The organism is Nostoc sp. (assembly GCF_036917375.1).
GTDB lineage: Bacteria > Cyanobacteriota > Cyanobacteriia > Cyanobacteriales > Nostocaceae > Nostoc.
The window spans coordinates 49,166-64,872 of record NZ_JBALDN010000005.1 but is presented as its reverse complement, the minus strand read 5'-3'; the positions used below and the strand labels follow the sequence as shown (position 1 = coordinate 64,872).

At 41.7% G+C, this 15,707-nt stretch carries 10 protein-coding genes; 5 read left to right on the top strand and 5 right to left on the bottom strand.

Annotated features, from left to right (window positions below; genetic code table 11):
* Positions 1 to 7: 7 nt before the first annotated feature.
* Entirely contained in the window at positions 8 to 1,198 is a 1,191-nt protein-coding gene (gene tyrS, locus V7K45_RS01440; protein ID WP_334999670.1) for a tyrosine--tRNA ligase, read from the bottom strand.
* 173 nt (positions 1,199 to 1,371) lie between these two features.
* On the opposite strand from tyrS, the gene V7K45_RS01435 reads away from it, so the two are divergent.
* Complete coding sequence (locus V7K45_RS01435; protein ID WP_334999668.1) at positions 1,372 to 3,297, top strand: transglycosylase domain-containing protein; 1,926 nt, start codon at positions 1,372 to 1,374, stop codon at positions 3,295 to 3,297.
* A 108-nt stretch (positions 3,298 to 3,405) separates the two neighbouring features.
* Here V7K45_RS01435 and V7K45_RS01430 read toward each other — a convergent pair whose 3' ends face one another.
* Together V7K45_RS01430 and V7K45_RS01425 are read right to left on the bottom strand one after the other, a co-directional pair.
* Positions 3,406 to 3,729, bottom strand: a complete 324-nt coding sequence (locus V7K45_RS01430) for a DUF1825 family protein (protein ID WP_094349476.1) — start codon at positions 3,727 to 3,729, stop codon at positions 3,406 to 3,408.
* Between the two features lie 126 nt (positions 3,730 to 3,855).
* Positions 3,856 to 4,788 (bottom strand): J domain-containing protein, encoded by a 933-nt coding sequence (locus V7K45_RS01425; RefSeq protein WP_334999666.1) that lies wholly within the window; start codon positions 4,786 to 4,788, stop codon positions 3,856 to 3,858.
* 255 nt (positions 4,789 to 5,043) lie between these two features.
* On the opposite strand from V7K45_RS01425, the gene V7K45_RS01420 reads away from it, so the two are divergent.
* The 3 genes from V7K45_RS01420 (at position 5,044) to V7K45_RS01410 (ending at position 6,901) form a co-directional block, all read left to right on the top strand.
* Positions 5,044 to 5,859, top strand: a complete 816-nt coding sequence (locus tag V7K45_RS01420) for a DUF6745 domain-containing protein (protein ID WP_334999664.1) — start codon at positions 5,044 to 5,046, stop codon at positions 5,857 to 5,859.
* A 119-nt stretch (positions 5,860 to 5,978) separates the two neighbouring features.
* Positions 5,979 to 6,353, top strand: a complete 375-nt coding sequence (locus V7K45_RS01415) for an NINE protein (protein WP_334719543.1) — start codon at positions 5,979 to 5,981, stop codon at positions 6,351 to 6,353.
* Between the two features lie 14 nt (positions 6,354 to 6,367).
* Positions 6,368 to 6,901: a ComEA family DNA-binding protein gene (locus V7K45_RS01410; RefSeq protein ID WP_334999662.1), complete on the top strand. Its 534-nt coding sequence runs from the start codon at positions 6,368 to 6,370 to the stop codon at positions 6,899 to 6,901.
* 79 nt (positions 6,902 to 6,980) lie between these two features.
* Here the strand turns inward: V7K45_RS01410 and lepB are convergent, their stop codons facing one another.
* The gene (gene lepB, locus V7K45_RS01405) at positions 6,981 to 7,553 is read right to left on the bottom strand and encodes a signal peptidase I (RefSeq protein WP_334813911.1); all 573 of its coding nucleotides are present in this window, start codon (positions 7,551 to 7,553) and stop codon (positions 6,981 to 6,983) included.
* Positions 7,554 to 9,197: 1,644 nt separating this feature from the next.
* On the opposite strand from lepB, the gene V7K45_RS01400 reads away from it, so the two are divergent.
* Positions 9,198 to 10,106, top strand: coding sequence for a polysaccharide deacetylase family protein (locus V7K45_RS01400; RefSeq protein WP_334999660.1), 909 nt, complete (start codon positions 9,198 to 9,200; stop codon positions 10,104 to 10,106).
* A gap of 287 nt (positions 10,107 to 10,393) precedes the next feature.
* On the opposite strand, the gene V7K45_RS01395 is transcribed toward V7K45_RS01400, so the two are convergent.
* The gene (locus V7K45_RS01395; RefSeq protein ID WP_334999658.1) at positions 10,394 to 15,085 is read right to left on the bottom strand and encodes a glutamate synthase-related protein; all 4,692 of its coding nucleotides are present in this window, start codon (positions 15,083 to 15,085) and stop codon (positions 10,394 to 10,396) included.
* Positions 15,086 to 15,707 lie beyond the last annotated feature (622 nt).

The window sequence follows — 15,707 nt, the reverse complement described above, 5'->3', positions numbered from 1 at the left end:
TCCCCATTTAAGGTACTAAGCGCACGAACTTATTTTTCCCAACTTGTAAAACTTTACCTTGTAATTGACTAGGAGCATCGAAAGTGGTATCAGCATCAGTGATGCGATCGCCATCTAGGCGCACTCCACCCTCTTGAATTTTCCGCTTTCCTTCCCCTGTACTTTTGCACAAGCCAGTGACATTGAGAATATACGCTAACTTCGTAGGGAACTGCTGCACGCCAGCTAGAGAGAATTCTGGAACTGCACCTTCCTTACCGCCGCTTTGGGCTGCTTCTTTCGCTTCTTGGGCTGCTTGTTCGCCGTGGTACTGTTTAACAACTTCCCATGCTAAGAGTGTTTGGCGATCGCGGGGATTTTCTGGCAGCTTGTCCAAAGGTAAATCCGTCAACAGTTCAAAATACTGTTCTAAGAGATTATCGGGAACTCCTTGCAACTTTTGATACTTTTGCCCTGGGTGTTCTGACAATCCGATATAATTACCTAAAGACTTAGACATTTTTTGCACGCCATCCGTGCCAATCAAAATTGGCAGCAGCATACCAAATTGGGGCTTTTGACCAAAATGGCGCTGCAAATCTCTGCCTACAGCAATATTAAATTTCTGATCGGTGCCGCCTAATTCCACATCTGCCTCAACTGCAACCGAATCAAAACCTTGCATTAACGGGTACAGGAACTCATGGATAAAAATCGGATTCTCTTTTTTATAGCGATCGGCAAATCCTTCTTTCGCTAACATCTGCCCCACCGTCATCGTGGAGAGTAACTCCAAAATTTTCTCTAAGTTGAGCTTAGAGAGCCATTCGGAGTTATAGCGCACCTCTAACCTTCCTGGTGTGTCAAAATCCAAGATAGGACGTACTTGATCGAGATAAGTCTGAGCATTTTGAGCTACATCTGCTTCTGTAAGCTGACGACGCACTTCAGATTTACCAGTTGGATCGCCAATACGCGCGGTAAAATCACCAATAATTAAAACTGCTGTATGACCTGCATCTTGAAATCCTCGCAGTTTTCGTACTGGTATGCTATGACCTAGATGAATATCAGTACCAGTAGGGTCAATCCCCAATTTGACCCTCAAGGGTTGGTTTGTAGTTAGTAAGAGCCTTTCTAAACTTTCGCTGTTAACATCAACTGATTGTGGGAAAACTTCTACTACACCACGACGCAACCAAGCAAAATCTGGCGTCATGCTAAGAGATTCATTATTAGCTATGTTTTGCACACTAGAAGTTAAGTTGGTTATAAACACTTGCAATTTATCCACTTTCTCATCTGCCAAACTACTATAATTGCAAAAAACTAACCGCCTTGCTTCACCCAATCAATTACAGTTAAATTTACAAATGAGGAAGTGAAATAGCCGTGTCGTCGTCTAGGACTTTTGAAGATAAACAGCCACAGCGTCGGGCTTCATCAGGTTTTGAGTTTTTGAAAGGAGTCGGTCAGGTAACTGGCGGTACTCTCCTCTCAATTACCATGCTGGCAAGTTCCATTGTAGCCGGAGGACTGGTTGGTTTAGCCATCAGTTTCCGTAATTTGCCAGATGTAAGACAGCTACGTAACTTCTTTCCCTCAGAAACAACTTATATTTATGACGTTAAGGGCAAGCTCTTAGCGAGTATTCACGGGGAAGCCAATCGGGAAGTCGTACCTTTAGATAGAATTTCTCCGAACTTAAAACGGGCGGTATTAGCAAGTGAGGATAGCCACTTCTACGATCACCACGGTATTAACCCTACTGGTGTTGGCCGGGCTATAGTAGTTAACGCTGTAGCAGGTGGAGTCAAAGAGGGTGGCTCTACTGTTACTATGCAGTTGGTAAAAAACCTGTTTTTGTCTCAAAAGCGGGCCTTTACCCGTAAGTTAGCAGAGGCTGTGCTAGCAATCCGGTTAGAACAAATTCTCACTAAAGACCAAATATTAGAAATGTACCTCAATCAAGTTTATTGGGGTCATAACAATTATGGTGTACAAACGGCAGCCCGCAGTTACTTTAATAAATCATCAGAATATTTAAGCTTGGGTGAGTCAGCAATGATGGCGGGGTTGATCCAAGCACCAGAAGAATTCAGCCCGTTTGTGAGCATGAAGCTGGCAAAACAGAAACAAAAAGAAGTGCTGGGACGGATGCTGGAATTGAACTGGATTACCCAGTCAGAGTACGACGATGCTCTCAAGCAAGAAATCAAACTTGGTAAAATCAAATCTTTTCAAGGTAGTGCCCTCCCTTATGTAACCAATACCGTAGCGCAGGAATTGGCTAAGAAGTTTGGGCGTGAGACACTACTCAAAGGCGGGATGCGAGTGCAAACTACAGTTGATGCCAACTTCCAAATTATGGCAGAAGAAACTGTTACAAAGTGGCATAAAACACTTTTAGATCAGGGATTATATAAGAATCAAATGGCCTTGGTAGCAGTCGATCCACGCACGCATTTTATCAAAGCATTGGTGGGCGGTATAGATCCTAAGACCAGTGAATTCAATCGTGCGACTCAATCTCAGCGCCAGCCCGGATCTTCTTTTAAACCCTTTGTATATTATACTGCTTTCGCTAGTGGTAAATATGCGCCAGACTCAACGGTGGATGATTCTCCAGTCAGTTATCGAGATGGTAACGGTTGGTACTTTCCCAGAAATTATGATGGTAGTTTTAGGGGATCGATGCCAATCCGCACAGCTTTAGCGCAATCGCGAAATATTCCCGTGATCAAGATTGGTAAGGCTGTAGGGATGAATAGAGTCATAGAAACCTGCCGGACTTTAGGAATTACAAGTCCGATGGAACCTGTGACTTCCTTGCCACTTGGGGCAATTGGTGTCACACCTTTGGAAATGGCTAGTGCTTATGCTACCTTTGCTAATTACGGCTGGCAATCTCCACCAACTGTAATTGCTCGTGTCACCGATAGTAGTGGTAATGTGTTGCTGGATAATACCCCGAAACCGCAACTAGTTCTCGATCCTTGGGCATCAGCAGCAATTATCGATGTGATGCGATCGGTAATCTCTGAAGGTACAGGTAAAGGTGCTGCCATCGGTCGCCCAGCCGCTGGGAAAACGGGAACAACATCATCAGAAAAAGATATTTGGTTTGTTGGGACTGTACCACAGTTGACAACTGCTGTCTGGGTAGGAAGAGATGACAACAGACAATTAGCTGACCATGCCACAGGTGGTGTTATGGTCGCTCCCATTTGGAAAGATTTTATGGAGAAGGCACTTAAGAACGTACCCGTAGAAAACTTCAAGTCACCTTCCCAGTTTTCTCGTCCCAAGTCACAATAATTTAATTTTAGATTTTGAATTTTGGATTGCCAATGAATCCAAAATATGTCTGGGAAGGTTGGAGCGCCGACTTCCGGCGATCTGACTTTCCGCAAAATCTAAAATTGACTAGGGCTGTTTTTCTAGCTCGGCTTTCATCCGTTCTAAAGTGAGGTGCATTTGGTCAAACATTTGTTGCGGGGTGACACCGAACTGACCTAATTGCGTTTTCAGTTGTTCCACTGTCATTTGTGCCATGAAATCTTCTGATAGCTCGAAGCGCTTCATAAAGATGCGGTACCGATCCATCATGGTTTCCATTTGCTCAATAAACAGCTTTTTCCCATCGCGGTCAAATTTACCGTAGCTGTTGCCAAGCTTGATCAGCGCTTGATAATCCTCAAACAGCTGTTTTGCTTCTTGCTGAACTATTTCAGAATCGAAGAATCCCATATTGCTTATATTAAACTGAGCGCCTAGACTCAGTAGCTTAATAGTTTTACTTCTATTTATTATTTTAGTCTAGGGGAGTAATCTAGTCACGAAGCTTCGGTTTTGGTACGGTTTGTTACCGAAATTTCAACACTTGACTTGAGAAGGTTTCCCCTTGTTAAATCGACTTAATAAAGCCGCGATACTCAGAGCTTTAGCCATTGATTTCGGATTGGTATTTTCACCCGGTTCAATTTTCAGTCTGGTAGCGTATTTCTGAGCTAGTAAATCTTGCGGGTTAAGTTTTAATGCTTGACGGATGTAAACCCTGGCCATCCCGATAAATTTCTGTTTTAGATGTACTAAACCTAATAAGGCATAATAGTCGCTGTTATTTGGCTCTAACTTGATGGCATCGCGCAGTTCTTGCACAGCTAGGGCCCAATTGGCTAGCCTGACGTACTCAATAGCTCGCTGGTAGTGACGTTGAGCGTAGTTTGTCAAAACTGGTTCGACATTAGTTTTTTCATCTAATGTTAATTTAACTGGCTTTACTTCTATTTCAGGAATGATGCGAACGGGTTTTTGTGGTAGAAACAAGTCAGGTTTATGCAACTGTAAGTAAACTAAATTCAGTATGCTAATTTGTTGTGTAATTTGATAGAACTGATGGAGTGATTTGTATTGAGCTTCTGCATAAGAGGCGATCGCTTCTTCGTAAAATAATTCTGCTTGGGGTGCAGACATTTCTCTAAGTTCTTGAGCTATGGCACTTTTCCCACACAAAGCTTCCTGCTGTAATACTCTTGCGTCCGATCGCAGCATAGCTATGGCAATCAAGCGCTTGTGTCGATTTTTGAGTTGTTCGTAAGCTGGATTGATTAAATAGCTGAGTATTGCCGTTGCTAATCCTTCGTCTGAATTGCAGCTTTTAGCATAGCGATCGGGATGTAGCAGCTTCGCTAAAGTGTGATAGCGTTTAAAAATCTGGCGATCGTCAGCACTCACAGAAATTCCTAGCACAGCGTAAGGATCGCAAAGCTGTTTAAACCATTCTGGCGGTAGGAAGGTCTGTGACATTGCAGTAATCTGATCTGTTAAAAACTTAAAATTAACATCAAAGCTCAATGCACAGTCATGTGAAACTTACTCAAATTTCTTCAAATATTAAATTGTGGGGCTTACCACTCAAAAGTCGGAAGGGCAAAACGGGGTGGTTGACTAAAATAGACTCATCCGCAAAACATAAATGAGTCAGGGTTTTTGCTGGATACCGAAAACTGAGTTCTTAATTTGGATAAAGTCGAGCTAAATAAAAGAACATAAATTCAAGTAATGATTACAAAATTTACACCTCAACAACAAGAGTTGATTGCATCATATCAACGAAAATGGAAAGCAATTAGCTTATCAACAGAGCGTATTGACCGCAAGCGACTATTAGCTGTACTTGAGGATGTATATAGTTTGTATCCCGAAGGCCCAATGCCTGAAGTCATTTTTTTTGAGAGTCCTTATGGTGCTTTTAGTGCTGAGTTGATAGTTGCAACAGCTAACTTTAACGGTCTGACTGATGATGAGATAATCAATGAAGTAGCTAGTTTACAAACTCTTCGTGGTGAAGGTCAGGTAAGAACTGATTTATGGTTTGATTTGCATACGTATTTATCTCCTCTCAAATTGAATCCCCAAATTAATCAGGAGCTTTGGGAAGTTTTAACAAAAAGTCTTGTAGATGAAGTAGGTATGACAATTCATGAACAGTTGTGGAAAGTTTTATGGAATTGGCTTACCGAAAGGTTATGGAGTGAGTTGAAAGATACTCCTGATGCTTATTACTGTTTTTACAATAACTTTATTGATCGTGACTCAGAATGGGCAAGTTACGCTGGGTTATTTGATTTTTGTATCAACGAACTAAGTTATCAACACGATCAAGAGGAATGGAATGTTTACCAAGCTGTATGTAGTGAGTGTGGCTGGTGGTTTCTACCATCGCCTAGACATTACATAATTTGCGATCGGCCAACAAAATTACTGCTTGACGATCGAGGTAAACTCCATGCTGATGAAGAGCCTGCAATTCAATTTGCTGATGGTTTTGGCGTATATGCTCGACATGGCGAAATTTATTCAATTTGTTTTCCTTAAAGCTTAGGGGCAGCCATGCGTTTTTCTCTACGAAACGCTGCGCGAACATTTTTAATTGTTTCTCTGCCTTTTGGCTGTCTTATTGTAGGAACTATGGTATTCGTATATTTATTAGAAATATGTTGACTAAGCGCAAAAGTCGAAGTGTTGCCGCTGTTTTAGCTTTTTCTGGCACGCTGACAATTTCAGGATTACATAAATTCTATTTGGGACAGCCGCTGTGGGGTGTTTTGTATGTGTTGCTTTCCTGGACACCGATCCCCAAGGTAGCTAGTGCGATTGAGGGAGTTTGGTATTTAGCCCAAGATGAAGAAGCTTTCGATCGCAATTTTAATCTAGGCAAGTCAGCAGCGAAGACTTCACAAAAGGCGATTAATCAAGTAGGAGCGATCGCTGATGCAATGCGGGAATTAGATGCTTTGCGCCAGGATGGACTGATTTCAGAGTATGAATTTGAACAAAAGCGCCGCCAATTGCTAGACCAGATTTCTTGAGGTAAGCGACAATCATGAATAATTGGCTACCTTTAAATTCCAGACTGCAAAAACTTCGCGCCAAGCTCCTCAACGATCCCTACTATCGCCTACAATCTGGGGAAGAAATTCAGATAGCGGCCCAATTAGGTATCCGCATTGATGCTAATCAAGCCACTGTAGATGATTGGTTACGCCTACCAGGTTTGTCAATTCACCAAGCGCGATCGCTTGTGGAACTTTCACATTCAGGTGTGAAATTTTACTGTATTGAAGATATCGCTGCGGCTTTGGGTATACCAGCAACGCGTCTAGAGCCATTAAAGCCTCTGCTGAATTTTATTTACTATGACCACGAGTCTTTAGAAAATCCTACCCATTTACTCAACCCGAACACAGCAACCGTTGAAAAATTAGCACAAATTCCATTTATAGATTTGTCTTTGGCAGAAGCAGTGGTGCAAAATCGGCAATCAGCCGGGCCTTACCGTAACCTGGCTGATTTCCAGCGACGACTGGAGTTAACTGGTGATGCGATCGCCCAGATAATGTATTATTTGAGGTTTTAAGTTAAAAGTTAGAAGTCTTAAAATAACTCCTAACTCTAGCAATTTTGGATTGAAAGAAAAATCTTAAATCCAAAACTGATTAAATGAACCCAATGCGATCGAGAGGCCAAAAGCGAAACGTTGCCCGACCGATGACATTTTTTCTGGGTAAAAAGCCCCAATAGCGAGAATCATTACTATCGTTGCGATTATCTCCCATAACAAAAAACTCGTCTTCTGGGACTTTCACTGGTTGGTATGGCTGATTTGGAGGTTCAGCGATGTAGTCTTCTGCCAAGGGTTGACCGTTAAGGTAGACTTTGCCAGAAGCAACACTAATTACCTCACCAGGCTGGCCAATAACTCGCTTGATAAACGCTTGGTCTTTGGGATATCCTCGACGTTGTAGTTCTGCGGGTGGCTGAAAAACAATAATATCGCCAGTTATGGGAGGGTGAAAATGGTAGGAGATTTTTTCAACTACCAAGCGATCGCCAGTATGTAAGGTGGGTAACATCGAGTCAGAAGGTATATAGCGCGGTTCGGCGATAAAAGTCCTGATTAAGAATGCCAAACACAGTGCGATCGCAATTAAAATCAGATTTTCTTGCGAACTACGCCATACTTTTAACGACGCACGCTCTTTTTTTGCATCACTTTCGTGAGGAATCATAAAAGTTTCTAGCCAGTTTCAGAAGTGAGACAAATACCTTGATTATTTTGACTCAAAAGTTATATTAATAGGAAAACAGGGTTTAAGGTCAACCTATACAGACATTAAATAATACACTGACCCATCTGCTAAAGATAAGCAAAAGTACTGTAAAGAAACTATGACTTGTCTAAGGTAATATAAGCTAATAGTTAGGATTGCTAAATAGATAAAAATAAAAAATTCTAATTGCTGTAATTATAAGGCAAGTTATGAGACAATTGGAAGTTTTGTTTCTTCCTGCAAAATAAGCTAGTTACAGACTGCTAAAGCGATACAACCAATAGGTTTTTTCTTTAAACAGAAAATTGGTCGTAGAGTTGCAAAATAGTCTACCTCACTTTACTGAAAAAAGGCAGATAGCCCACCGTTAGCGAGTCCGCGTACCCTTACAGGGAAGCAAGCTACGCGCAGCGTCTCGCAGAGAGCGTCGGGCAGTTTTGCTGGAGGTTGAGTTACAAGAAAATATATTTTTAAGTAAAATTACATAAACCTAACCAAAATTTAAATGTATTTTTAAATGCATAAATATGGTTAAATACAGGGTTTTTAGTAAAAAATACTACTTTTAAAGATGAAATCTAGACTTTTTTACTTTAATGGATAAATGCTATTCTATTGTGATTTTAATCACTTACTTACATAGACGAAATTAATTTCCGTAATTACACGGTGACAGCGCATATTAAACTGTACTATTAATTAAGATATAAACATACTTAATTATCGAGAAAAACATTCACAGACAGAAAGCTACTAGCAATTTGAGCTAAAGTATCAGCATCCGAAAGAGAAGTAAGCTGCTGATAGAATTATTTTTCTTGAATAAGTCAAAGGTGACTAGATTTAAAGAATAAATGCCCCTTGGCAATAAGAAACTATATTGAATCAATTTTCGTCTGCTCTATTTCATAGAAAGTACCAGGTAACATTCTGTCAGTTGAAAATTTAACTTTTTCTTAAAAAGGAAACAATGGCAACAGGCAGTAAAATAAATCCTATCAAGAATAGAACTAATAGTTTACCAGACTCTTTTTTAAAGAGCTTTCGACCTTTTAAGTAGTTTTGTATGTTAATCAAATAATTACACTTAAGTTGTAAACTATACAGTTTTACCATGAGAAAGTCTGGCTAAAAAAACTTTAGTCTGCTAAAAGTGCAAATTGTAGGTATGACAACTAAGTTCATCTTATTTGAAAAGCTATAAAACTTGAAAGCATAATGCTGCCTTAGGGGTGAATTGAAAAACAGCAACTAATTTATAACTCCTATTTAAGAGGATTTTGGGGTGTGGTTAATTATCTGATTGTGTTCCTCTCCTTCTTAGAGCTAGCGGTAAGAATGTGGAAACGCAGAGCTTACCTTTTATGACTGGGTTAAAATTAAACAGTACCAAGTATTGTATATTCAAGCTGTCCAAATCGAGAGCATATAGATTTTATTTAAAGCAATATAGTCTCTCTTATCAATTCCGAATTCCCGTTAGTACCAATTCTAATTTTCATGATTACCAGAAAGTAACTGGTATCTAAATATCTAAAAAAAATGTGCTATAACGTACCGTCATAACCGTGGTGATGGTTCGATATTTGAAGGAGCTTTGAGGTGGAAAACAATAAGTCGTTTCTGTGGCCAGAAGGAATATTAATTGCGCTACTTGCTTTAGGTGGTGTTTTTAGTCTTGCTTTTATGATGCTTCTAAGACCAAATGCTTCGGATGCTCAGAGTAGACCAAGTATAAATATCAAGGATGTATCTGCAAACGTAGGAACTCAGCAGCGCATTGAGAAATTAAAGGCGGCGATGCTTACAAGTTGGCAGCAAGAAGCACAAACAAAGGGTCTAGGCTACCCTCTAGCGTCACGTTTTCAAGGAGCAATAATTGAAGCAGCAAAACTGACTCAGGGTGAAAAAGTTATTGCTCTCACCTTTGATGATGGTCCTTGGCCTCAGACTACAGAGCAAGTACTAGATATCCTGAAATCAAATAATATCAAAGGGACGTTTTTTGTCGTTGGGCAGAACCTGAAAAATTATCCAGAGTTAGGAAAGCAGATTGTCGCTCAAGGTCACGTCATTGCCAACCACACTTGGCATCACTGGTATCACTTCTTAAATCCACAAGCTGCTGCTTTTGAAATAGATCGTACAGAAGACTTAATATATCAAGTTACAGGTGTTAAAACAAATCTTTTTAGACCGCCTGGCGGCTTCCTGCACAATGGATTAGCTGCTTATGCTAAAGGCCAAAAATATGCTGTGGTAATGTGGTCAGCTGATTCCACAGACTACAAGCAGCCAGCTGTACCAAAGTTGATCGATAATGTGATTAAAGATTCAAAACCTGGTGGGATTGTACTAATGCATGATGGTGGTGGAAACCGTTCTAGAACTATACAAGCGTTACCAGAAATTATTAGTAACTTTAGAAAGCAAGGCTATCGTTTTGTGACTGTTCCAGAAATTTTAGAAATGGAAGATGCAGACCAAAAGTTGCTTGCTAACAAAAAGTAATAATTATTAATTATAGGTAAATAGTCAATAGTAATTGGCTAAATACTAAAATTATCTTTTTTGGTTAACATGGTTATTTTTGCATTTGGTTAGAGACTGATAATTAAGGGCATTTTAGCAGCGAACCAAAAATTTTTTCTCCAAAGAACGATCGCCCAAATATTGATACTGTATTGATATTATTACATGACTATTACGAAATTTTTTTGGCGCTGAAAACCTTGTTTTGTTAAAAGGCAGACTGGAAGGCCTGCCTCACAAGATTGAATTTATTTGTTAGAAGTCTCTTAATGACTGCTTACCAAACTTAACTCAGTTGTTTTTTCAGGATTGGCTTCTGGACTATCAGCTTCAGAAGGCGGAACTAACTGCCAGAATTTCGGCAAAAATTCTTGCCAGTTTTGCAGAATTTTCTTCGCCTTTGGTGAACCAGTGCGTTCTGCATGATTTTGGATTAATTCTTGCAGTTGCTTTGCACCTAATTCGGTAATCACTCGCTGAATTTTGACAATTTCTGGGTTGACTAACTCACGAAATGAGTCGTCTTCATCCAAGAAGTATGCCAGTCCACCAGTCATTCCAGCTGCTACGTTACGTCCTACTTTACCGAGGACGACAATCACACCACCTGTCATGTATTCACAGCAGTGATCCCCAGCACCTTCAATCACTGCTATGCCTTTGGAGTTTCTTACAGCAAAGCGTTCTCCTGCTAGACCGTTGGCAAATAATATGCCACCAGTAGCACCATAAAGGCAGGTATTGCCAACTATCACGTTTTGTGATGCGTTATAGGTAGCATCAGTTGGAGGTTTGATGATGATTTCACCACCATGCATCCCTTTACCTACATAGTCATTTGCTTCTCCTTCTAGGCTGAGAATTATGCCTGGGAGGTTAAAAGCACCAAAGCTTTGCCCAACACTACCTGTAAAGTTGAGATTAATTTGTCCTTCAAAGCCACTGTCACCGTATTGAGAAGCGATCGCACCCGCTAATCTTGTGCCCACTGTTCTGTCAGTATTGATAATTGGGTAAGTCTTAGTGACAGTAGACTGATTCCTAATAGCAGCCTGAATGTCAGGGTCGGCAAGGAACTTGTCATCCAAAACCACACCATTGCTGTGAACTTCTTCATGCACCAACCAGCTACGATTGTCTTTGGTATTTGGCAGCTGAAGTAAACAGTCGAGATTTAACGATTGTGTTTTGGTGAGATTTACCTCTGGGCGCAGTTTTAATAAATCTGCACGTCCAACGATTTCTGACAAAGAACGGTAGCCAAGTCGGGCTAACAAACTACGCACTTCTTCCGCAATGAAGTAGAAGAAGTTGACAACTTGTTCCGGTATTCCCGTAAACCGCTTGCGGAGTTCTTCTTTTTGAGTAGCAACACCCACAGGACAGGTATTCATGTGGCAAACTCTCGCCATAATACAGCCTTCAGCAATCATGGCGATGGAGCCGAAACCAAATTCTTCACCACCCATCAATGCACCTATTACCACGTCCCAACCACTCTTGAGTCCGCCATCTACGCGTAAAATCACGCGATCGCGCAAGCCATTTTCCATCAAGACGCGATGCACTTCGCTTAAACCCAGTTCCCACGGTGAACCAGCATGTTTAATCGAACTTAGTGGCGATGCACCTGTACCACCATCATGTCCAGAAATCTGGATAATATCAGCGTTTGCCTTGGCTACACCAGCCGCGATCGTGCCAATGCCAACTTCTGCAACTAGCTTTACCGACACCTTTGCTTTCGGATTAATTTGGTGCAGATCGAAAATCAGTTGTGCTAGGTCTTCAATCGAATAAATATCGTGGTGCGGTGGTGGCGATATCAGCGTCACACCTGCTTTGGAGCGCCTTAACATCGCAATGTATTGGCTCACTTTGGGCCCTGGTAGTTGTCCACCTTCCCCAGGCTTGGCACCTTGGGCAATTTTGATTTCAATTTGTTGGGCGTTAACTAGGTACTCTGGGGTGACACCAAAGCGTCCCGATGCAACTTGCTTAATGGCACTATAAGCTCGATCGCCATTTCGCAATCCTTTTAAATGAGGTAGGGTTGGCGAGTAACCAGATTCGTCTACATCATCTAGAACTGTGTAGCGCACTGGATCTTCGCCGCCTTCTCCAGAATTTGATTTACCACCAATGCGGTTCATGGCGATCGCTAAAGTTTCGTGGGCTTCTCTTGACAAAGCGCCTAAAGACATGCCGCCTGTGCAGAAGCGTTTGACTATTTCATACACCGATTCCACTTCTTCTAGAGGAACTGGGGTGCGATCGCCTTGGAAGTCCAGCAAATCTCGCAAGGCTGTTACTGGTCTGCCTTGGAGGTGCTTTTTGTAAACTTCGTAGTGGTCGTAGTTTTTGTCATCTAGAGCCTTATGCAGCGCCTTAACCATTTCGGGGCTATTCATGTGGTACTCGCCGCCAGGACGGTACTGCACAAAGCCCAGGTTTTCTAACTTCTTGGTCGTTAGTTCTGGGAAAGCTTTGACGTGGAAGGAAAGCACTTCATCAGCAAGTTCGGTAATGCTCAAACCACCGATGCGGGAAGTCGTTCCACGGAATCCCAGGTCGATTAAATCTCCACCGATGCCAATAGCTTCAAATATTTGGGCTGCTTGATAGCTAGATAGCAGAGAAATTCCCATTTTGGAGAGAATTTTGAGCAAACCTGACTCTACTGCTTTGCGATAGTTTCCTAAAGCTTGTTCTAGGGTGAGGGTGGGAATTTTTTGCACACCCATTAACTTTTGAGTTTTGGGATCGGACCACCAATCACGCACCGTATCTAAAGCCATGTACGGGCAAACTGCGCCAGCACCATAGCCAATCAGACAAGCAAAGTGATGGGTACTCCAGCATTGAGCAGTATTCACAATCAGGGATGTTTTCATTCGCAACCCTTCGCGAATCAGATGGTGATGCACCGCACCTACTGCTAATAGGGGAGGAATGTAGGTATATTCTGTGTTGAGACTGTCATTGACCCGATCGCGATCGCTCAATATTAAAATCTTTGCACCTGCCCGGACTGACTCAGCTGCTTGTGCTTGCAAAGATTGCACTGCGGCTTTCAATCCTTCTGGGCCGCTAGCGATCGCAAATAGAGTTGACAACTCAGCCGTGGCAAATCCTGACAGCTTAATTGCCTCTAATTCACTATCAGTTAACACTGGCGATTCAAGCTTCAATCTCCGAGCATATTCTGGCTTAGGTTCTAATAAGTTACCCCGTTCGCCCAGTTCGACTTTCAGAGACATCACTAGCTTTTCCCGCAGGGGATCGATCGCCGGGTTCGTCACCTGAGCAAAGCGCTGTTTGAAATAGTCATAAAGCAAGTGGGGCTTTTGTGACAGTACGGCTAAGGGAATATCATCACCCATGCAGAAAGTCGGTTCAGAACCGGCGATTGCCATTGGATGAATCACCATTTCTACATCTTCTGTGGTGTAGCCAAAGGCAGTTTGACGCTGAAGTAAGGTTTGCTTGTCAATAGTCACTTGTCCTTGGTCATTTGTCATTTGTCCATTGCCATTGCCATTTGCTAATGACGGATGACCAATGACTAATGACTTTAATTCTTGACGATGCTGTTGCAACCATTCTCCATAAGGATGCTGCTTGGCAATGCGTCCCTTTATATCCCAATTCTTCAGCACTTCATGATTTTCTAAATCCACGGCAATCATTTGCCCTGGGCCAAGTCTACCTTTCTCGACAATATCGGCTTCTGGGAAATCCACCACACCAGCTTCGGAAGCTACAACAATGTAATCATCTTTGGTGATCGCGTAACGAGCCGGTCTTAAGCCATTACGATCTAAAGTTGCACCAACTTTTTTGCCATCGCTGAATACTAAAAGTGCTGGCCCGTCCCAAGCTTCTTGCAAACCACTGTAATATTCGTAGAAATCAACAATTTCGGGAGATTCACGTAAAGAAGGCTGATTTTGGTAAGCCTCTGGAACCATAATCATTAAAGCTTCCAAGGGGCTACGTCCAGAGCAAACCAGTAATTCCACTACGTTGTCTAGGGTAGCTGAGTCGCTGTTATCAATATGAACTAATGGCTTGAGTTCCTTGATGCGATCGCCCCATACAGGATGATTCAGGCTAGCTTCTCGTGCCATCATCCAGTTGATGTTACCCAATAAGGTATTGATTTCGCCGTTGTGACCCAAAAGCCGCATCGGTTGCGCTAGGGGCCACTTGGGCATTGTATTGGTACTAAAGCGGCGGTGATAAACAGCAAAGGCGCTTTTGTAAGCTGGATTTTTTAAATCGTCATAAAAGCTGCCCAAGACAGCAGAACGCACCATACCTTTGTAGACAATTGTGCGACTTGACAACGAACAGATATAAAATTCTTCTGAGATGTTAGTTGCAGCTTTACTAATGCGGCGGCGGGTAATGTACAACTGCCGTTCTAATTCATCACCGCTTTTGTCAACGGAAGCTAACAAAACTTGTTCAATCTGGGGTTGATTTTCTCTTGCTTGTATCCCAAGTAAATCAGATTGCACTGGTACTACTCGCCAACCCAATACAATTAATTTCTCTTCAGCAGCTACTTGCTCGACAGTCACCCTCGCTTTTTGTGCAGCTTGCTGGTCTTGTGGTAGAAATATCATCCCCACAGCTATATTATTGCTAGATGGAAATTCCTTCCCTCTTTGGGCAAAGTCTTGTTGAAACAACTCCCAAGGGATTGCGGTCAATACTCCAGCACCATCACCAGAGTCGCGATCGGCGCTACAACCTCCTCGGTGTTCTAAGCAGGCTAAAGCAGCTAAGGCTTTTTCGACAATTTCGTGGCTGGTATGATTTTGGCGATGAGCAATAAAACCGACACCACAGGCATCTCGTTCCTCTACTAACCACTTTTGCCCCTGATAGGTATCTCTTGAGTTGATATTCGCTGTGATTTTCTGGCCTTGATTCATCGGTTTATTATTCATACCCTGTTCCTGAAGTATTGAGTTACCAATTTTGCCACTACATTGTGGGAAAAAATTTCTAAATTCAGCGATGGAAAAATATATAAGCACCGAAATTTAGGGAAAAAAAATTTTAACTTCGGTTTTACTTTCTCAGTTTTCCCGTGTTAAAATGATTGCGTGTTTTTTATGTGTTTATGCGGTGTTAGATAATTTACCTCCGCCAAGACATTATTTTTGTCCTGACAGTTTCTTTTTTATATTTTGAAGTTAAGTATTTTTTCAATCCCTTTTTTCCAGATGCACACTAGCTACTCATGGAGCCTATTTCGGCTCACCTGAAACAAAACTAAAACTGAACGCTGCACTATTTTTTAAAGCCAAAGCCCAGATAATTTGTAATCGATCGTGACAATCAAGAACTCACTCTAAGCAGTCGCGTTGCGTTTATTAAATAAGCTATGCTAAAGGCTTTACGCTACGCTACCTTAATTCGTGGTTGCAATCAGTGAGGGGTTTTACCCTCCATTGTCTTGTTAACCATTGAATTAAAAATTGAGTCTGAGCTGGTGTACCCTTTTAATTACGAATTACGAATTAGTAATTATTTGGTTATCCCGATCCAGCAATAAAATCAGCGTAT